Source organism: Paraconexibacter sp., assembly GCF_059438195.1.
In genome coordinates, this window is record NZ_JBLKKY010000076.1 from 1 (window position 1) to 18,261 (window position 18,261).

General features: G+C 73.5%; 17 protein-coding genes and 1 riboswitch. Of the genes, 5 read left to right on the forward strand and 12 right to left on the reverse strand.

Going from position 1 to position 18,261, the window contains the following annotated elements; genetic code table 11:
- Window positions 1–624, reverse strand: a 624-nt coding sequence (locus ACME2J_RS19205) for an HAD family hydrolase (protein ID WP_495546557.1), incomplete at its 3' end; no start/stop codon positions are given.
- Between the two features lie 31 nt (window positions 625–655).
- Window positions 656–1,840 carry an acetyl-CoA C-acetyltransferase gene (locus ACME2J_RS19210; RefSeq protein WP_495546558.1) on the reverse strand — a complete coding sequence of 395 codons (1,185 nt, stop codon included), beginning with the start codon at window positions 1,838–1,840 and terminating at the stop codon, window positions 656–658.
- A 69-nt stretch (window positions 1,841–1,909) separates the two neighbouring features.
- Between ACME2J_RS19210 and ACME2J_RS19215 the strand changes: the two genes are divergently transcribed.
- Both ACME2J_RS19215 and ACME2J_RS19220 read left to right on the forward strand, forming a co-directional pair.
- Window positions 1,910–3,373 (forward strand): leucyl aminopeptidase family protein, encoded by a 1,464-nt coding sequence (locus ACME2J_RS19215; RefSeq protein ID WP_495546559.1) that lies wholly within the window; start codon window positions 1,910–1,912, stop codon window positions 3,371–3,373.
- A 13-nt stretch (window positions 3,374–3,386) separates the two neighbouring features.
- Window positions 3,387–4,778: a hypothetical protein gene (locus ACME2J_RS19220; protein ID WP_495546560.1), complete on the forward strand. Its 1,392-nt coding sequence runs from the start codon at window positions 3,387–3,389 to the stop codon at window positions 4,776–4,778.
- 45 nt (window positions 4,779–4,823) lie between these two features.
- Here ACME2J_RS19220 and ACME2J_RS19225 read toward each other — a convergent pair whose 3' ends face one another.
- Genes ACME2J_RS19225 through ACME2J_RS19240 form a run of 4 tightly spaced genes read right to left on the reverse strand, consistent with a single transcriptional unit; the run spans window position 4,824 to window position 8,687 of the window.
- Window positions 4,824–5,765: a metal ABC transporter permease gene (locus ACME2J_RS19225; RefSeq protein ID WP_495546561.1), complete on the reverse strand. Its 942-nt coding sequence runs from the start codon at window positions 5,763–5,765 to the stop codon at window positions 4,824–4,826.
- Window positions 5,762–7,036, reverse strand: a complete 1,275-nt coding sequence (locus tag ACME2J_RS19230) for a metal ABC transporter permease (protein WP_495546562.1) — start codon at window positions 7,034–7,036, stop codon at window positions 5,762–5,764. Before ACME2J_RS19230 ends, ACME2J_RS19225 begins: the two co-directional genes overlap by 4 nt.
- Window positions 7,024–7,776, reverse strand: a complete 753-nt coding sequence (locus ACME2J_RS19235) for a metal ABC transporter ATP-binding protein (protein ID WP_495546563.1) — start codon at window positions 7,774–7,776, stop codon at window positions 7,024–7,026. The genes ACME2J_RS19230 and ACME2J_RS19235 overlap by 13 nt, the downstream gene beginning before the upstream one ends.
- Window positions 7,773–8,687, reverse strand: coding sequence for a metal ABC transporter solute-binding protein, Zn/Mn family (locus tag ACME2J_RS19240; RefSeq protein ID WP_495546564.1), 915 nt, complete (start codon window positions 8,685–8,687; stop codon window positions 7,773–7,775). Before ACME2J_RS19240 ends, ACME2J_RS19235 begins: the two co-directional genes overlap by 4 nt.
- A gap of 94 nt (window positions 8,688–8,781) precedes the next feature.
- On the opposite strand from ACME2J_RS19240, the gene ACME2J_RS19245 reads away from it, so the two are divergent.
- Window positions 8,782–9,456: a metal-dependent transcriptional regulator gene (locus ACME2J_RS19245; RefSeq protein WP_495546565.1), complete on the forward strand. Its 675-nt coding sequence runs from the start codon at window positions 8,782–8,784 to the stop codon at window positions 9,454–9,456.
- A 15-nt stretch (window positions 9,457–9,471) separates the two neighbouring features.
- On the opposite strand, the gene ACME2J_RS19250 is transcribed toward ACME2J_RS19245, so the two are convergent.
- Together ACME2J_RS19250 and meaB are read right to left on the reverse strand one after the other, a co-directional pair.
- Window positions 9,472–10,722 carry a PP2C family protein-serine/threonine phosphatase gene (locus ACME2J_RS19250; protein WP_495546566.1) on the reverse strand — a complete coding sequence of 417 codons (1,251 nt, stop codon included), beginning with the start codon at window positions 10,720–10,722 and terminating at the stop codon, window positions 9,472–9,474.
- 29 nt (window positions 10,723–10,751) lie between these two features.
- The gene (meaB, locus tag ACME2J_RS19255) at window positions 10,752–11,729 is read right to left on the reverse strand and encodes a methylmalonyl Co-A mutase-associated GTPase MeaB (RefSeq protein ID WP_495546567.1); all 978 of its coding nucleotides are present in this window, start codon (window positions 11,727–11,729) and stop codon (window positions 10,752–10,754) included.
- Window positions 11,730–11,754: 25 nt separating this feature from the next.
- On the opposite strand from meaB, the gene ACME2J_RS19260 reads away from it, so the two are divergent.
- On the forward strand, window positions 11,755–12,450 hold the full coding sequence (locus ACME2J_RS19260; protein WP_495546568.1) for an acyltransferase: 696 nt from the start codon (window positions 11,755–11,757) through the stop codon (window positions 12,448–12,450).
- 138 nt (window positions 12,451–12,588) lie between these two features.
- On the opposite strand, the gene ACME2J_RS19265 is transcribed toward ACME2J_RS19260, so the two are convergent.
- The 4 genes from ACME2J_RS19265 to ACME2J_RS19280 form a co-directional block, all read right to left on the reverse strand.
- Complete coding sequence (locus tag ACME2J_RS19265; protein WP_495546569.1) at window positions 12,589–13,260, reverse strand: transglycosylase family protein; 672 nt, start codon at window positions 13,258–13,260, stop codon at window positions 12,589–12,591.
- A 74-nt stretch (window positions 13,261–13,334) separates the two neighbouring features.
- Window positions 13,335–13,468, reverse strand: a riboswitch (cyclic di-AMP (ydaO/yuaA leader).
- A 101-nt stretch (window positions 13,469–13,569) separates the two neighbouring features.
- Complete coding sequence (locus ACME2J_RS19270; protein ID WP_495546570.1) at window positions 13,570–14,829, reverse strand: glycosyltransferase family 4 protein; 1,260 nt, start codon at window positions 14,827–14,829, stop codon at window positions 13,570–13,572.
- Complete coding sequence (locus ACME2J_RS19275; protein ID WP_495546571.1) at window positions 14,826–16,235, reverse strand: 1,4-alpha-glucan branching protein domain-containing protein; 1,410 nt, start codon at window positions 16,233–16,235, stop codon at window positions 14,826–14,828. The genes ACME2J_RS19270 and ACME2J_RS19275 overlap by 4 nt, the downstream gene beginning before the upstream one ends.
- An 8-nt stretch (window positions 16,236–16,243) precedes the next feature.
- Window positions 16,244–17,023, reverse strand: coding sequence for a class I SAM-dependent methyltransferase (locus tag ACME2J_RS19280; RefSeq protein WP_495546572.1), 780 nt, complete (start codon window positions 17,021–17,023; stop codon window positions 16,244–16,246).
- 82 nt (window positions 17,024–17,105) lie between these two features.
- On the opposite strand from ACME2J_RS19280, the gene ACME2J_RS19285 reads away from it, so the two are divergent.
- Window positions 17,106–18,026 carry a class I SAM-dependent methyltransferase gene (locus ACME2J_RS19285; RefSeq protein WP_495546573.1) on the forward strand — a complete coding sequence of 307 codons (921 nt, stop codon included), beginning with the start codon at window positions 17,106–17,108 and terminating at the stop codon, window positions 18,024–18,026.
- Window positions 18,027–18,261: the final 235 nt, after the last annotated feature.

An 18,261-nucleotide genomic window follows, 5' to 3' on the forward strand; every position in this document is an offset into this window, starting at 1 on the left:
GTCGGGGTTGACGGCGACCGGGTGGCCGACGGCGCGCAGCATCGGCAGGTCCGACTCCGAGTCCGAGTAGGCCCAGCAGGCCTCGAGGTCGAATCCCCCGGACGCAGCGAGATCGCGGACGGCCTGCGCCTTGCCCTCGCGGTAGCAGAACGGCCCCGCCTCGCGGCCCGTGTAGATGCCGTCGACGATCTCCGACCGGGAGCCGACGGCCCCGTCGAAGGCGAGCACCAGCGCCATCAGCTCGGCCATCTCGTGAGAGGCGGCCGTCGCGATGAAGATCGGCCGGCCCTCGTCCTGATGGCCGTAGGCGACCTCGAGCATCCGCGGGTAGACCTTCGGGAGCACGCCCTCGAGGACCTGGGGGGCGAGCCGCGCGAACTCGCGGCGGTGGCGGCCGCGGATCATCTCGCCGACCCGTGCGCGGACCGCGTCCGTCCCCGCGTCGGTCGAGCCCCGCAGCCGGAACTTGAGGTTCGTGTAGGCGTCGGCGGCGAGCTGGCGGCGGCTGAGGAGCCCCGCCCGCTGCGCCGCGCGGGCCCAGTGGAAGCCGGACGCGCCGGCCATGAGCGTGCGGTCGAGGTCGAAGAACGCCGCCGCGCGCCCGATGGCCGGTCCGTCCGTCACGTCGAGGATGTCCGCTGCCGCGGCGGCCGTCCTAGGCAGCCGGGACGCGGAGGATGACGGCGTCGCCCTGACCGCCGCCCGAGCAGATCGCCGCGCAGCCGAGGCCGCCGCCGCGCCGGCGCAGCTCGTGGACGAGGACGCCGAGGATGCGCGCGCCCGAGGCCCCGATCGGGTGGCCGAGCGCGACCGCGCCGCCGTTGACGTTGACCCTCTCCTCGTCGATGCCGAGCATGCGGGAGGAGTGGAGCGTCACGGACGCGAAGGCCTCGTTGATCTCCCACAGGTCGATGTCCGAGGGCTGGAGGCCGGCCTTGTCGAGGGCCTTCATCGCCGCGGTGGCGGGGGTCGTCCCGAGGATGTGGAAGTCGTTCGCGCTCTGGGCGTGGGCGACGACCTCCGCGAGCGGCGTCTTGCCGTTCGCCTGCGCCCACTCGTCGGAGGCGACGACGAGGGCGCCGGCGCCGTCGTTGACGCCCGGCGAGTTGCCGGCGGTGTGCGAGCCCTCCTTCGAGAGGAGGCCCGGGAGGCCGGCGAGCGACTCGAGCGTCGAGCCGCGGCGCGGCGCCTCGTCGATCTCCACGGCCGTCTCGCCCTTCCGGCTCTTCACCATCACCGGGACGATCTCGTCGGCCATGCGGCCGTCGTCGATCGCCGCGAGCGCGAGCTCGTGGGAGCGGAGCGCCCAGCGGTCGAGGTCCGGGCGGGAGATCTCCATCTCGTCGCCGACCTCGGTCGCCTCGACGAACATCTGCTTGCCGCTGAACGGGTTCGTGAGCCCGTCGTGGACCATCGCGTCGAGCATCTTCGCGTCGCCCATGCGGTATCCGAAGCGGCCCTGCGGGAGGAGGTACGGCGCGCCCGACATCGACTCCATGCCGCCGCCGACGCCGACCTCGACGTCACCGGCGCGGATCGCCTGGTCGAGGATGACCGTCGCGCGGAGCCCCGACGCGCAGACCTTGTTGATCGTCTCCGAGGAGACCTCCTTCGGGATGCCCGCCTTGATCTGCGCCTGGCGGGACGGGATCTGGCCCTGCCCGGCCTGGAGGACCTGACCCATGACGACGTGGTCGACCTGCTCGGGATCGACCCCCGAGCGGTCGAGGGCGGCGCTGATCGCGGTGCCGCCGAGCTCGGTCGCGTCGACGCTCGCGAGACCTCCGCCCATCTTCCCGATGGGGGTCCGCGCGGTGCCGAGGATGACGGTCTTGGGCATGTGCTCTCTCTCGTCGTGGGGGAAGACGACGGGGATGGTAGTGCGGGCCGGGCAGGTAGGTTGCGCCGCATGGAGATCACCGCCACGACCGCCGCGCCCCTCGAGACGGGTGCCGACACGATCGTCGTCGGCCTCGTCGAAGGCGAGGGGATCGCCCACGACACGCCCGGGGGCGACCTCGCCGCCCTCGTCGAGCGCGGGGAGGCGAAGGCGACGAAGGGTCACCTCGCCGTCACGCACGCCGAGGGCGCCCGGTGGATCGTCGCCGGGCTCGGCACGCGGGAGTCGCTCGACCCCGAGCGCGCACGCGTCGTCGCCGCGAAGGCGCTCGGGCGCGCACGCGAGCTCGGAGCCCAGCAGCTCTGCTGGGAGATCCCCCACGGGGCGTCCGACGCCGTCGTCGCGGGTCTCGTCGACGGGACCGTGCTCGCCTGCTACCGCTTCACGACCTTCAAGACCTCCGACGACACCCCCTCGACGATCGGCCGGCTCGTCCTCACCGATCACGAGGACCGAGGACAGGTCGTGGCCCACGCCGCGATCATCGCGCGGGCCGTCAACGCGGCGCGCGACCTCCAGAACACGCCGGCGAACCACATGACGCCGACGATCCTCGCCGACAGCGCCCGGGCGCTGAGCGCGGAGGTCGCCGGCCTCGGCGTCGAGATCGAGGGGCGCAGCGAGATCACCGGACGCGGGATGGGGGCGTTCTCCGCCGTCGCCCGAGGCTCGGACGAGGAGCCGGCGCTCATCGTCATGCGGTACGCCGACCCGGACGCGCGCGGACCGAAGCTCGGGGTCGTCGGCAAGGCCGTCACGTTCGACTCCGGCGGCATCTCGCTCAAGCCGGCGGCGAAGATGCACGAGATGAAGTTCGACATGTCCGGCGGCGCGGCGGTCATCGCGGCGATGGGCGCGATCGCGCGCCTCCGGCTCCCCGTCGACGTCGTCGCCGTCGTCGGCGCGACCGAGAACCTCCCGTCGTCGCGCTCGATGAAGCCGGGCGACGTCGTCACCGCGATGAACGGGACGACGATCGAGATCGACAACACGGATGCGGAGGGCCGGCTCGTCCTCGCGGACTGCCTCGCCCATGCGGTCGCGCTCGGCGCCGAGCGCCTCGTCGATCTCGCGACCCTCACGGGAGCGATCGTCACCGCGCTCGGCTCGACGCACTCGGGCCTCATGAGCAACGACGACGAGTGGGCCCGGTTCGTGGAGGACGCCGCCTCCAGCTCGGGCGAGCTCGTGTGGCGGCTGCCGCTGCACGAGGAGTACGCGGATCTCATCAAGGGCCGCTACGCCGACATCGTCAACGCGGTCGCCAACCGCAAGGCGGGCTCGATCACGGCCGCCGAGTTCCTCAAGCGGTTCGTCGGCGACGTGCCCTGGGCGCACGTCGACATCGCCGGCACCGCGTGGGACACGGGCCGGCCGTACGCGGCGAAGGGCGGCAGCGGGGTCGGCGTGCGGCTCCTCGTCGAGCTCGTCCGGCGATGGGCGAGGGAGGAGGGCGCGCGCGCGTCCGGCTGACGCGTCCGCGACGATGGCCGCCGTCCGCCGCGGACTCGGCGTCTTCTTCCTCCTCCTCGCCGCCTACGCGGCGACGCTCGGCCTCGAGGCGCAGCCGGGCGAGCGCTTCAGCGAGGAGGAGGCGCACCGCCTGCTCACCGCCGAGTCGATCGTCAGCGACGGTGACCTCGACCTCCGGGACGAGTACGCGGACAGGGCCTGGGCGGACTGGTACGACGGCGAGCTCGTCCCGACCGGTCAGCTCACGAACGGACGCCTCCACGAGCCACACGGGATCGGGGTGCCGCTCCTCGTCGCGCCGGCGTACGCGCTCGCCGGGCCGACCGGGGCCGAGCTGCTCCTCGCCGCGATGCTCGCCGCCGCCTTCGCGGTGGGCGCCGCGCTCGGGCGCGGCCTCCTGCCGGACCCGTGGCCGGACCGCGCGGCGCTCGTGGCGGGACTGTCGCCGCCGGCCCTCGCAGCGTCGACGACGATCGCTCCGGCGACCGCCGGGGCGCTGCTCCTCGCGGGCGCCGTGCTCCTCGCGCTGCGCGTCCGCGACCGCCCGCGGCTGCGCTGGACGTTCTGGTGCGCCCTCCTCGTCATGCTGCTCCCCTGGCTCGCGATCGGGCTCGCGGTCCCCGCGCTCGTCGTGGCGCTCGCGCTCGCGCGCTTCCTCACCCGGCGGGCGAGAGGGCTCGCGGGCTTCGTCGCCCTCGAGGTGGTGATCATGGGCGCCGTCGTCTACGTCGCGGTCCACGACAGGCTCTACGGCGGCCCGACGCCCGACGCGGCGCGGCTCGGGGGAGAGACGGCGACGGGCGTCTCCGAGGCCGCCGACCTCCTCGAGCGTCTCCCCCGGCTCGTCGGCGTCCTCCTCGACCAGGATGTCGGGCTGCTGCGCTGGGCGCCGTTCCTCGCGCTCGCCGGCTGGGCCGCGTGGCGCCTCCAGCGCTCGCTGCGAGGCCGCCTCGCCGTCGTCATCCCGGAGCGCATCGAGGTGGAGGTCGCCGCGACGCTGCTCCTCGCGGTCGTCGTGAGCGGCGTCGCGGTCGCGGCGCTGGCGCCCCCGTCGTTCGACGGCCCGTGGCTCGTCCCGCACGACCTCCCCGTCGTCCTCCCTCTCCTCGCGGCGCTCTGCGCATGGGGCGCGCCGGTCGCGCGCCGCGTCACCGCCGCGCTCGCCGCGCTCACCCTCGTCGCGAGCACGTGGCTGCTCGTCGGGGCCCGCGTCGACGACTCGAGCGGGCTCGCGCCGCCGAGCGGCGCGCTGCCGTGGGGCGGCGCCGAGGATCTCCTGCCGAGCTGGAGCGACCCCCTCGCCGCCGCGCCGCTGGCGGTGTCGGTCGCCGCCGTGCTCGCGCTCGCGGCCGTCGCGGCGCGCGAGATGCGCCGGCGACCGGCCGAGATCCTCGACGCCGAATAGTCGCTCCGGTCCTCGGCATGTGGAAGCGACCGGTGCGCCGTGCGGTCAGGCGGGGTGAGACCCCGCCGCGACCGGATCCCCTCCCGGGCGAGGGGCCTGCTGCCGCGCCGACCGCCGTGCGCTCCGTCGGCGGAGGCTGACCGCGACGAGCCCGTAGCGTCGCGAGGCGAGCAGCGCGAGCACGAAGCAGAGCGCGGCGACGACGCCCATGCCGCCGCCGATCGACGCATCGAGCTCGAGCGCCCCGAGGTAGCCGGCGACCGCCGCGATCCACCCGACCCCGACCGCGATGCCCACCATCGCCCAGAGACGGTCGGTGAGGAGAGCGGCCGTCGCGGCCGGGACGATGATGAGCGTCACGACGAGGATCGCGCCGACCGACTCGAAGGCCGAGACCGCCGTGACGGCCGTCATGACGAGGACGAGCCGGGCCACGAGCGTCGGCGCGAGGCCGATCGTCGCCGAGAACTCGGGGTCGAAGGTCGTCGCCTTGAGCTCCTTCCACAGGGCCACGACGAGCGTGAGGTTGACGAGGGCGACGATGCCGAGGACGACGGCGGACTCCGGCACGACGAGCCCGGGCCAGAGCTCGTAGAGATCGAACGGCGCGAACGCGATCTCGCCGTAGATCGTCGCATCGAGGTCGAGGTGGACGCCGTCGGCGTACTGCGTCACCCCGAGGACGCCGACCGAGAACAGCGCCGGGAAGACGAGGCCGATCGCAGCGTCGGAGCGGATGAGCCCCGTCGTGCGCAGCGCGTCGACCGCGAGGACGCAGACGACGGCGAACAGCGTCGCGCCGAGCGCCATGGCGAGCGGCGCCCGGGTGCCGAGGACGAGGTAGACGCCGACGATGCCGGGCAGGACCGCGTGGCTCACCGCGTCGGCCATGAGCGAGACGCGCCGCAGGACGAGGAACGGCCCGAGGAGACCGGTCGCGGTCCCGAGCAGCCCGGCGGTGAGGACGATCATCATCCCGTCGCTCACGACGCCACCTCCTCCTCCTCGGCCTCGTCGTCGCGACCGCTCCGCGAGAGCGCGAGCAGCCGGTCCGCCGCGTCGTCGCCGAGCGACCCGCGGAGGTCGAGCGGGTCCGGCTCGCGCGCGTCGGGCAGCTCGAGGGCGGCGCCGTGCGACAGCCACGCCGACCAGAGATCGCGGCGCTCGAGGACCGCGTGGGCCGCCGCCGCGCCCGAGGACGTGAGATGGAGGCGGTCGTCCTCGCGCGCGAGCATCCCGGCGCGATCGAGGTCGCGCAGCGCCCGGTGCAGGACGGCCCGCGGGCGGCCCGAGGCGAGCTGGAGCTCGCGCTCGGTCGGCGGCGGACCGGCGTGCATCGCGGTCTCGACGTCGACGAGCACGCCCTCGAAGGCGAGGCGCCGGCGGTCGCGGGAGAGCCGGCGGGCCCGCCACAGGACGCCCCGGCCGGGCGCGAGCAGGACCGCCGCGACGACGACGAGGACCCCGACGAGCACGACGACGGGCCCGGTCGGGAGCTCACCGCGGATGGAGAGCAGCGCGCCCGTCACGCCGACGCCGGCGCCGATGAGCGCCGCGAGGACGAGAACGCCGCGCAGGCGGTCCGCGAGCTGGCGGGCGGCGATCGTCGGGACGATGAGCATCGCGACCATGAGGATCGCCCCGACCGCGCGGACGCCGACGACGACGGCGACGACCACGAGCAGGGTCATGAGGAGGTCGAGCGCGCGGGTGGGCACGCCGACCGAGCCCGCCCAGGAGGAGTCGAACAGCGTCGCGCGCAGGACGCGGAAGCCGACCGCGACGACCGAGACCCCGGCGGCGCCGAGCGCCGCCATGACGACGAGGTCGCTCTCGAGCAGCCCGGCGGCCTGCCCGAAGAGGTAGCGCTCGAGACCCGCCTGCCCCGCGTTGTCGCTGTTGCCGATCGCGGTGAGCAGCACGATCCCGAGCGAGAAGAAGGCGGAGAGGACGACCCCGATCGCGGCGTCGGGCCGCAGCCGGCCCGTGCGCTCGATCCCGACGATGGCGAACGCGCCGATGATCCCCGCGATCGCGGCGCCGGCGATGAGCGAGCCCACGTCCTTGGCGCCCGTGAGGATGAACGCGACGCAGACGCCGGGGAGCGCCGCGTGCGAGAGCGCGTCGCCGACGAGCGAGCGCTCGCGCAGCACGGCGAACGCGCCGAGGACGCCGGCCGTGATGCCGAGGATCGCCGCGCCGAGGACGACGACGGCGTCGGTGTAGGGCAGCGGGACGAGGTCGATCAGCCAGCCCACGGGGTCTCCTGCTCGAGGACCGCCTCGGTGCCGTAGGCGCGGTGGAGCTGCTCGGGGGCGAGCGCATCGGCGACCGGCCCCTCGGACACGACCCGGACGTTGAGCAGCAGCGCGTGATCGAACCGCCGGCGCACCGTCGCGAGGTCGTGGTGGACGACGACGACGGACCGCCCATCGGCGCGCAGCTCGGAGAAGAGGTCGAGGATCGCCGACTCGGTCCGCGCGTCGACGCCGGCGAACGGCTCGTCCATGAGGAGGACCTGCGCGTCCTGGGCGAGGGCGCGGGCGAGGAAGACGCGCTGGCGCTGCCCGCCCGAGAGCTTGCCGATCTGGCGGTCGGCGTAGGCCGACATGCCCACGCGCTCGAGCTGGGCGTCGACGACCGCACGGTCCTCCTTCGGCACGCGGCGCAGCCAGCCGACGCGCGGGTAGCGACCCATCTCGACGACCTCGCGGACGGTGATGGGGAAGTCCCAGTCGACCGACTCCCGCTGCGGGACGTACGCGATGTGCCGCCGGGCGGCGCGCGCCGGCTCGCCGAGGACGTACGCCTGCCCCGCGTCGGCCGGCACGAGGCCGAGCGCCGCCTTGAGCAGCGTCGACTTCCCGGCGCCGTTGGGGCCGACGATCGCGCTCACGGCGCCCGCCGGGAAGGACGCGTCGACGTCCCACACGACGGGCCGGGCGCCGTAGCTCACGGTCATCCGGCGGACCTCGAGGGCCGGGGATCGGCTCGTCACTTCAGTCCCTCCACGATCGTCTCCACGTTCGCCCGCAGCATCCCGAGGTACGTGCCCTCCGGCGTGCCGGCCGATCCGGCCGCGTCGGAGAAGAGCTCTCCTCCGACCTCGGCGTCCTGCCCCTGCGTCGCGGCCTGCGCGAGGACGGCCTCGACGGTCTGGCGCGGCACCGAGGTCTCGACGAAGATCGAGCGCAGGCCGCGGTCGGCGATGACGTCGGCGACGCGCTTGACGTCGGCCGTCGTCGCCTCGGCCTGGGTCGACAGCCCCTGGATCGCGGCGACGTCGAAGCCGAAGTGCCGGCCGAAGTACCGGAACGCGTCGTGCGAGGTGACGAGGACGCGGGCGCGCGCGGGCACCTCGGCGATCATCGCGGTGAGCTCGTCGTCGAGGGCCTGGATCTCGCGCGTGTAGGACGCGGCGTTGCGCCGGTAGTGCTTCTCGCCGGCGGGGTCGACCTTCGAGAGCTCGTCGGCGACGGTCTCGACGCCTTCGGCCCACAGGTCGGGGTCGAACCAGACGTGCGGGTCGTACTCCTCCTCCGCCGGGGCCCCGGCGGGCGGCTCGAGCAGCTCCTCGCGCGGCACGTCGCGGGTGAGCGGCACCGCGGGCTTCGCGTCGGCGACGCGCTCGAGGACGTCCTCCATCTTCCCTTCCAGCAGGAGACCGCCGTAGAAGACGACGTCGGCCTCGCGGAGCGTCTGCACGTCGGCGGCGGAGGCCTTGTAGAGGTGCGGGTCCACGCCCGGGCCCATGAGGCCGGTGACCTCGACGCGGTCGCCGCCGATCTCGCGCACGGTGTCGGTGATGAAGTTCGTCGTCGTCGTCACGCGAACGACGTCGGTGCCGCGGGCGGAGGCCCCGCGGCCGTCGACCGGACCGCCGAGCGCGACGGCCAGGGCAGCGGCCACCGCGAGCAACGTGAGCGGCACGACTCTGAGCACCGAGAGAACTTATCAAAATGTTTGGCGTGTCAAACATCAGAGTGTGACAACCTCCCCCGCCATGTCCTTCTCGAGCGCGATCGAGGACTACGCGAAGGCGATCTACTCGCTCGAGCAGCGCAGCGACGACCCGGTGACGACGACGCAGCTCGCCGAGCGCCTCGACGTGACGCCCGGGTCGGCCTCGGCCATGGTCCGCAAGCTCGGCGAGCTCGGCCTGGCCGAGCACGAGCGCTACCGCGGCGTGCGCCTCACCGACGCGGGCCGGCGCGTCGCGCTCGAGGTCATCCGGCATCACCGGCTCCTCGAGCTCTTCCTCGCCGAGGTCCTCGAGGTGCCGTGGGACAAGGTCCACGACGAGGCCGAGGTGCTGGAGCACGTCCTCAGCGAGGACCTCGAGGCGCGCATCGCCGAGAAGCTCGGCAACCCGACGACGGATCCGCACGGCGACCCGATCCCCGACATCGACCTCGACATCGCCGAGGGTCCCTCGACGAGCCTCGAGCACCTCGCTCCGGGCGTCCGGGGTCACGTGCGCCGGATCAGCGACCGCGACCCCGCGATGCTCCGCTACCTCACCGACCTCGGGATCGGTCCCGGCGACGCCTTCGAGGTCCTCGCGCGGCAGCCCTTCGGCGGCCCCCTCACGGTGCGCTTCGGCGCCGCGGAGCACCCGATCGGCGAGACGCTCGCCGCCGCGATCTGGGTCGAGGTCGGGGACGCCCCCGAGCGCTGATTCCGTCGCGGAGGGTCAGACGTCGAGGACCGTCTGCGGCATGAGCGCGTGCTCGCTCCCCCGCCGCCACTCCACGAGCAGCGCCGTCGCGTCGTCGTGGAGCGCGCCCTCGCCGCGAGCGATGATCGCCTCGCGCAGCCGCCGCAGCGTCTCGGGCGCGGGCTCTCCGCTCGCCGCCTCGCGCTCGATGAACTCCGCGAGGCGCTCGACGGTGAGCAGCTCGCCACCGGGGCGCCGCGCCTCGGTGAGACCGTCCGTGTAGAGGACGATCATGTCCCTCGGCTGGAGCTGGTCGCGTCCCACGGCCGGCGCCGACGACTCGAGGCCGAGTCCCATCGGCGTCGCGGGCGTGAGATCGAGCGTCTTCACGATGTGCCCGTCGCGCAGGAGCAGCGGCGGCGGGTGGCCGGCGCTGATCCACGTGAGCTCGCCCGTCTCGACGTCGAGCCGCGCGAGGAGCGCGGTGACGTACCGGCTCGCGCCGTGCTGGGCCGCGATCGCGGAGTCGATCTCCTCGTAGGTGCGCTCGAGCGAGTACCCGCCCCGGCGGCAGTGGCGCGCGAGCGACAGCGCGAACGCCGCGTCGCCGGCGGCCGGGAGCCCGTGGCCCATCGCGTCGAAGACCGCGAGGTGGAGGACGCCGTCGTCGAGGGCGTAGTCGAACGCGTCTCCGCCGTTGTCGTAGCAGGGCTCGAGCATCGCGGCGAGCACGAAGTCGACGGTCGCGAGGACGAGCGGCGGCTCGAGCGCCCAGATGAGCTCGCCGGCGACGGACATCGTCTCGCGACGCCGCAGCAGCTCGAAGAAGTCGGTGTAGAGGTTCTTCGCGACGAGGAGGAGCGCGACGAGATGCGTGTAGCGCTCCACGAGCCCGAGGACCGGATCGGGGACCGGGCTCTCGACATCCCCGAGGGTCACCTCCATCACCCCGAGGCGCACCGTCCCGTCGAGGAGCGGCACGACGAGCCGCACCCCGCCGTCGGGCGACTCCGCCTCCACGATCGTCGAGGCGGTGTACGCACGGCCGGCGACGGTCCCGACGATCGACTGGACGTCGCTCCCCTCGGCGTCCGCGGAGGGCACCGGCACGAGCCCGCGCTGCTCGTAGTCGACGAGGAAGACGACGACGCGCGTCGCGCCGAGGCCGCGGGCGAGCTCGGCGGCGAGGGATCCCGCGGCGGCCGGCTCGGTGACGTGCGCGCGGCGCAGGAACTCCTGGAAGACCCGTCCGGCGCGGGCGTCGAGATCGTCGTCGGACGGCTCCACACGGGCGGCATGCCCGTTCGGAGCCCGGGCTAGACGTCGGCGTCGATCTCGTCGAGGACCCGCGTCGCCGCCGTCGCCGGGTCGAGGCGCCGCGCGACGACCTCGTCGAGGAGGGCCTGGAACGACGCGTCCTCCTGGAGGCGCTCCTCGAGGGCCCGGCGCATCCGCGCGGTGCAGATGGCGAGGACCTCGTTGCGGAGGTTGCGCATCCGGCGCTCGGTGAGGGTCCCCTCGGACTCGATGAGCGCGTGATGCTCGTCGAGCTTCTCCAGGAGCTCGGCGACGCCCTCGCCGCGGGCCGCCTCGGTCTTGATGATCGGGACGCGCCAGCCCTCCTCCTTCTCGGGGGCGAGGGAGAGGACCGAGCGGATCTCGCGGACCATCGTGTCCGTCATCGGATGGTCGGCCTTGTTGACGACGATGATGTCGGGGATCTCCATGACGCCGGCCTTCAGCGCCTGGATCGAGTCGCCGGAGCCGGGCATGAGGACGAGGACGACGGTGTCGGCGTGATCGATGACGTCGATCTCCGCCTGGCCGACGCCGACCGTCTCGAGGAGGACGAAGTCCTTGCCGGCGGCGTCCATGAGGAGCGCGGCCTGGAGCGCCGCCTCGGAGAGGCCGCCGAGCGCACCGCGGTTCGCCATGGAGCGGATGAAGACGCCCGGGTCGAGGAAGTGGTCGGTGAGGCGGATGCGGTCACCGAGGAGGGCGCCCTTCGTGAACGGCGAGGACGGATCGATCGAGAGCACGGCGACGTCACGGTCCTGCTCGCGGCGGAGCTTCGTGAGCGCGCTGATGAGCGTCGACTTCCCGGCCCCCGGGGCTCCGGTCAGGCCGACGATCGCCGCCTTCCCGGTGTGCGGGTAGACCTCCCGGACGAGGTCCCAGCCGGCGGGGTCGTCGTTCTCGACGAGCGTGATCGCGCGGGCGAGGGCGCGCTTGTCCCCGGCGAGGAGACGCTCGGCGAGGCTCTTCTTCTGCGTGGCGTCGGGCGCGTCGGACATGGGGGCGGGACAGTACCCTGCCGTCGTGGACCCTGTCCTCTCCCCCGAGCACGCCCCGCCCCTTCCCGACGACGCGCCGGACGTCATCGTCCGCGGCGATCCGCCGCCACGCAGCGGCGGCCCGCTCGTCCTCCTGGGGTTCATGCGCCGTCACGGGATGCTCAACCTCAAGTACGCGCGGCTCCTCGCGCGGCTCGGATGGCTGAAGCTGCGGTGGCGCGGTCGACTCAAGACCGACGGGTTCGCGTTCGTCGGCCCTGGCGTCATCTTCGAGATCGGCAAGGACGCGACCGTCCACCTCGGGCGCTGGTCGTGGATCGGCCACGGGACGAAGATCCGCGCGCACGAGGGCGAGGTCCGGATCGGCGCGAAGACCGTGCTCGGGCAGGAGTGCACGATCAGCTGCTTCCAGCACGTCTCGATCGGCCGCGAGTGCATCGTCGCCGACCGCGTCATGCTCATCGACTTCGACCACGGCGTCGTCGAGGTCGACCGCCCGATCCGGCACCAGGGGATCTACAAGCGCGACGTGCGCGTCGGCCACAACGTGTGGATCGGCTACGGCGCGTCGTTCCTGCGCGGCGTCACCGTCGGCGACAACGCGATCGTCGGGACCGCCAGCGTCGTCACGAAGGACGTCCCCGACGACGCTGTCGTCGGCGGACTGCCCGCCCGGGTCCTCCGGATGCGGAAGACGCCGCGGACCCTGCGCTGGGAGTGAGCGGCTGGGAGTGAGCGGGGAGCGCGGGACGGAGGGCGGCAGCAGGGCCCGTCGGCCCGGCCGCCTCCCCCGCTGAGGACGTTCCCCGAACGGCGTCCGGGGAACGTCAGGCGCGCGGACGGGGCGCGCCGCCCCTGGTCAGTCCCGGTTGGCGACGGCGCGCTTCGCGCGAGGGCCGCAGACCGGCCACGGATCGACGCCCTCGCGGTCGTAGAGGACGTAGGCGCGCTTGTCCTGCTCGTCCTCGGAGGCCTTCGCCGGGTCGCCCGACCCGCCGACGCCGGCCCAGGTGTCGATGTGGAACTGGTACTTGCCGCGGTAGGTGCCGTCGGAGGACCGGGCGTCGGGACGCCCGCCCGACTCGCACTCGGCGATCTCCTCGAGGATCTCCATCGCCCTCGACGGGACGCGGTCCGGCAGGTCGACGTCGGCGACGGGCACCGACGGGCGCACCTTCGAGGTGCTCTTCGACACGAGGCCGAGCGAGCGGAGCGTCTGCGGCCCGGCGATCCCGTCGACGGTGAGCCCCCGGCGCTTCTGGTAGCGGCGGACGGCGCGCGCGGTGCGCTTGTCGTAGACGCTCGTCACCTTCACCTTCAGGCGACGCTGGAGCGACCGGACGCGCGGGCCGCGCGAGCCGCTCTTCAGCGTCCGGATGCTGCTCGAGCTGCTGCCCTCGGAGCTGCTGCGCTCGGAGGTCTGCTCGGAGGACGTCTCGGAGGACGCTCCGCCGGTCTCGGTCGTCGCATGCGCGGCGGCCGGGACGGCGACGACGGCCGCGCAGACGAGCGCGGCGAGGCGCGCGCTCATGCGGGTCCATCGGAGGCATGGCAGGTCACGGCGGTTGTCGGTCACGCGGTACGGCACCCCTTCGGTCGTCTCGGCGCCTACGGGGTTAGCTGTCGGGCTCGCGCTGGACGTGCGCTACGCCGTGCTCTGACGGCGATTCGCCCCTCGGACCGCGTCGCGGTCCACCGGGTCCCCCGTTTCCCGCGGGTCGGCCCGCGGGAACTCGGCGTGGGTGTGTCGATCGGAGCGCGAGAACTTAGCAGAGCCTTATGGAGACCGGAACCCGGTCGGAGCCAGTTCTCCGGTGCGTCGCCGTACGGCGCCTCGACCTCAGGTCGAGGTCGAGGGTCTCGGGCGGGTGACCCGACGCCGCCGACGCGGCCGGCCGCTCGGCCCCGCGAGGATGAGCTCCTCGTAGACGGCGGCGGTCTGACGGGCGATGTCGGCCCAGTCGAAGAGGCGGATGTGGTCGCCGGCCTCGCGGACGAGGCGCTCGCGCAGCGGTGCGTCCGTCAGAAGCCGCTCGAGCATCACGCCGAGGTGCTCAGCGTCCCCGCCGTTGAACCGGAGACCCACCCGATCGTCGGGGGGCACGACCTCGCGCAGCCCCCCCGTGTCGGCGACGACGCACGGGCAGCCCGACGCCATCGCCTCGAGCGCGACGAGCCCGAACGGCTCGTAGAGCGACGGGACGACGCAGAGGTCGGCGATCCGGTAGAGCGAGTGGAGGACGTCGTCCCCGATCCAGCCGAGGAACGTCCCGCGGCGGTCGATCGCGAGATCCGCCGCCTGGCGGCGCAGCTCGGCCTCGTGCGGCCCGGAGCCCGCGACGAGATAGCGGACGCCGACCTCCTCGCCGATGCGCTCGATGACGCCCGCGATGGCCTCGAGCGCGAGCTGGAAGCCCTTGTAGTAGTCGAGCCGGCCCACGAGGAGGACGAGCTGGTCCTCGGACCCCGCGTAGCGCGCGCGGAGGGCGTCGAGGTCCTCGATCGGCTGGAGGTCCGCCGGGTCGATCCCGTTCGGGATCACCGTCGCGTGCTCGTCGTCGAGCCCGAAGACGTCGAGGACGTGCTCGCGCATGTAGTGCGAGCACGTGATGACGCGGTCCGCGCGGTTCGTCATCCACCGCTCGACGCCGTGGATGTAGCGCTGGGGGTGCTTGTGGACCCAGCCGTGGTGACGGCCGTGCTCGGTCGCGTGCACCGTGACGACGAGAGGACACCCGAAGCGACGCGCGAGATGATCGCCGGCGCTCGAGACGAGCCAGTCGTGGCCGTGGACGAGATCGAAGCGCAGGTCGTCGCCGAGCTCGACCCCCGCCGCGAGCATGTCGGCGTTCATGTGCTCGATCCACGTGACGAACTCGCCGAGGTCGTTCGGACGGATCGGCTCGCGCACGCGGTGCACGTGCATGCCGGCGACGACTTCGTGGGCGGCCATCGTCTCGTCGCCTCGCGTGAGGACGTGCACCTCGACGCCGGCCGCGGCGAGGTGCTCGGAGAGCTTGCGCACGTGCCGGGCGAGCCCGCCCTCGACGACGGGCGGGTACTCCCAGGAGAGCATGAGGACGCGGCGTGGGGCGTTCACGGCTCGAGGAGGGGATCGATGGTCGCGTCGGCCGAGAGATGGCGGAGGGCAGCGGCATCGCCGGCGCCGGCGAGCGCCGACTCGAGGCGCTGGAGGTGCGCGCGGGCCCGCTCGCGCGGGTAGTCCCCGGCGGTGTCGCGCGTCGCGAGGAACGCCCAGTCCGAGGATTGGAGCGCGAGGAGCTCTCGCACGGCGACGTCGTCCACGCGCGGCCCGGCCGCGAGCACGTCGAGCTCCGCGGCTCGGGCGCTCCACGCGAGGTCGGCCACCTGGGGCCCGTCCCACGTGTGGAGGGTCCGAGGCGTCCCCCACGTCGTGACCCGCCGGTCGGCGGGCAGCGGATCGGCCGGCTCCGTCTCGGCGAGCGCGTCGTCGAGGTGGACGAGCTCGAGGCCCTGGGACGCGCACTCCTCGACGACGGCCTCGAGCCACCAGACGCCCTCGTACCACCAGTGGCCGAGGAGCTCGGTGTCGAGCGCGCAGACGGCGAGCCCGCCGTCTGCGACCCGCGTGCGCGTGCGCGCGACGAAGTCGGCGGCGTCCTCGCGGGCCTGCATGCGCGCACGCGCCGGGTCGTAGACGGACCCGTCGACCGTCCACGGGTGGTGGTCGTGCGTCGAGCGGTGGTGGTAGTCGCGGTAGGCGCCGTGCGAGGGGTACCCGCGGTCGCTCCACACGAGCTCGACCGTCGTGCGGTCGATCGGGACGAGCAGCGGCCCGGCCTCGGTGCGGCGCGGCCGGAGCTGCCGCGGGTCGCCGAGGCCGAGGACGTCGGTGAGGTCGACGCACGTCGCGTGCACGCCCGCCTCCTCGAGCAGCGGGTCGAGCCACTCGGCGTGCGCGCACTCCGGCAGCCAGAAGCCGCCCCGCCACCCCGCCTCCCCGAGCGCCTCGTCGAAGCGGCGACGGTGCGACGCGACGCCGGTCTCGACCTGGAGCCGGACCCCGGCGTCCGTGGCGAGCAGCGGGAGGACGGCGTGCGTCGCGCTCGACGTCCACGCCGCGTAGGGAGCGAGGGCGCCGAGGAGACCGCCGTCGCCGAGCGCGGCGAAGCGCTCCGCCGCACGCTCGTAGTCGCCGGCGGCGCGCTCGAGCTCGGCGGCGAGGTCGTCCCGGCCGCTCGCGCGGCACCCGTCGACGTCGAGCGCGTGCGAGGCGCTGCGGATCTCCCGGAGGAAGGCGAGGAAGCGCTCGCGGACGCCGGGCGCCTCGAGCTGGTCGCAGAGGACCGGCGTGAGCGAGAGGGTGATCCGCTCGCCGGCCTCGCCTCCTTCGAGGAGATCGAGGAGAGGGAGGTACGAGGTGGCGATGGCCTCCCACAGCCACTCCTCGCCGAACGGCCAGGTCCCGAAGCCCTCGACGTAGGGCATGTGCGAGTGCAGGACGATGGAGAGCCGGCCGGACACGCGCGCTCCTACGGACGGCAGACGGCGAGGAAGTCGAGCGCCCGGTCGAGCGGACGGTCGGTCCGCAGCGCGAAGTCCCGCGCCGAGATCGCCGGGGTGAAGCGGTCGTAGAAGGGCTTCGTGATGCGCAGCCCCTTGTGGACGGCGTCCCAGCGCAAGTGGTCGAGCGCGAACCCGTGGAGGGCGAGCGCACGTGCGTGGTGCAGCCCGTAGATCGCGACGTCGGAGAAGTGCTCGGCGCAGAGCGCGCGGAACTCCTGCGCCCGGTACTCGCGGATGTGCCACGGGTTCTCGGACTTCTCGGCGCCCTCGGGCGCGAGCGTGAGGAGGTTGGGCGTGGAGACGTAGACGACGCCCCGGCCGCCGGGCCCGTCGAGCATGCCGCGGAAGTGCGCGAGGATCGCGCCGGGATCCTCGACGTGCTCGATCGTCTGGAGGAAGACGACGGCGTCGCACGGCTCGTCGAAGCGGTCGACGAGGTCGCGGGCGAAGCGCAGGCGGGGTCCCGAGTACTTCAGCCGGGCGTGCTCGAAGGCCTCGGGGTTCGCGTCGACGCCGACGACGGAGGCCGCGGTCCGTGAGAGCACCTCGCTGCCGTAGCCCTCGCCGCAGGCCATGTCGACGACGCGCCGGCCGCGGACGCGCTGGGCGATCCACTCGTAGACGGCGAGGTGGCGCCGGTACCAGTAGTTCTCCTCCGGCACGTCGGGAAGCGTGCGCTCACCCGTGAGCGCGAGGGGCGGGACGCCCTCGGGCTGGTCGCGCTGGAGGTAGAGCGTCTCGGCCATCGCAGGAAGGGTAGTGAGGCGTCGCCGCACGAGCCCTCACGACCGAACGTCTGCGTACACGCCACGGTACCCTCGCCTCTCTATGCCGTCCCCCGCCACCGCGACGCCCGAGGAGATCCGGGACGTCAACACCCGCTACCACGACGGCGCAGCTGCGCACTACGACCAGAAGTGGGGCATCGACTTCGGCGAGATCGGTCGCAAGCAGGTCCTCGGGAAGCTGCGCAAGGGGCTCGGCCGCAAGCTGCCGGTCTTCGACCGCGCGCTCGAGATCGGCGCGGGCACGGGCTACTTCGCCCTCAACCTCGTGCAGGCCGGCGTCGTGAAGGAGGCCGTCTGCAGCGACATCTCCCCGGGGATGATGGAGACGTGCGCGGCGAACGCCGCGCGTCTGGGCCTCGACGTCGAGACCGTCGTCACCGACGCGGAGGCGCTGCCGTTCGAGGACGAGAGCTTCGACCTCGTGCTCGGGCACGCCGTCCTCCACCACCTGCCCGACCTCGACCGCGCGTTCTCGGAGTTCTCGCGCGTCCTGCGTCCCGGCGGGACGATCTACTTCGCGGGCGAGCCGTCGGCGATCGGCGACCGCATCGCGTCGTACCCGAAGCAGGGCGCGACCCACGCGGCGCCGGCGTGGCGGCGGCTCCTGCGCGCTCGCGAGGCCGACGAGGGCCACACCGACGGCGGCGCCGAGAACCACCAGCTCGAGAGCGTCGTCGACGTCCACGCCTTCGTGCCCGCCGACCTCGAGCGGCACGCGGCCGCCGGGGGGTTCACCGAGGTGAGGATCCAGGGCGAGGAGCTCCTCGCGAACTGGTTCGGCTGGACGAACCGGGTGCTCGAGTCCACCGCGCGCAGCGAGGACGTCCCGTGGTGGTGGCGCCAGTACGCCTACCGCGGCTACCTCGCGCTCCAGGCGGTCGACCGCTCGCTCCTCGAGCCGCGGCTCCCGCCGCAGATCTTCTACAACCTCATCGTCACCGCGACGAAGCTGGCCCGCTGAGGGCCGCGCCGGCCGGTGAGTGTGGATCTGCCTGGCTCACAGCCAGGTGGATCCACACTCACCGCTCGGGGGTCGGGACGTCGAGCTCCCTGCGGGCGTCGCGGGCCCGCGCGCGGATCGCCTGCAGCTCGTCGTCCGGGAACCGGGAGAGGGTCTTCAGCGGCATCTGCATGCGGCGGTTGAGCTATACCCAGATGTTGTGGACGGCGATGAAGAAGAGGGCGGCGTACCTTCC

Coding starts and splice junctions, on each gene's coding strand:
- ACME2J_RS19210 (WP_495546558.1), bottom strand. CDS start 1,840: ATGCCCAAGACCGTCATCCTCGGCACCGCGCGGACCCCCATCGGGAAG.
- ACME2J_RS19215 (WP_495546559.1), top strand. CDS start 1,910: ATGGAGATCACCGCCACGACCGCCGCGCCCCTCGAGACGGGTGCCGAC.
- ACME2J_RS19220 (WP_495546560.1), top strand. CDS start 3,387: ATGGCCGCCGTCCGCCGCGGACTCGGCGTCTTCTTCCTCCTCCTCGCC.
- ACME2J_RS19245 (WP_495546565.1), top strand. CDS start 8,782: ATGTCCTTCTCGAGCGCGATCGAGGACTACGCGAAGGCGATCTACTCG.
- meaB (WP_495546567.1), bottom strand. CDS start 11,729: ATGTCCGACGCGCCCGACGCCACGCAGAAGAAGAGCCTCGCCGAGCGT.
- ACME2J_RS19265 (WP_495546569.1), bottom strand. CDS start 13,260: ATGAGCGCGCGCCTCGCCGCGCTCGTCTGCGCGGCCGTCGTCGCCGTC.
- ACME2J_RS19280 (WP_495546572.1), bottom strand. CDS start 17,023: ATGGCCGAGACGCTCTACCTCCAGCGCGACCAGCCCGAGGGCGTCCCG.
- ACME2J_RS19285 (WP_495546573.1), top strand. CDS start 17,106: ATGCCGTCCCCCGCCACCGCGACGCCCGAGGAGATCCGGGACGTCAAC.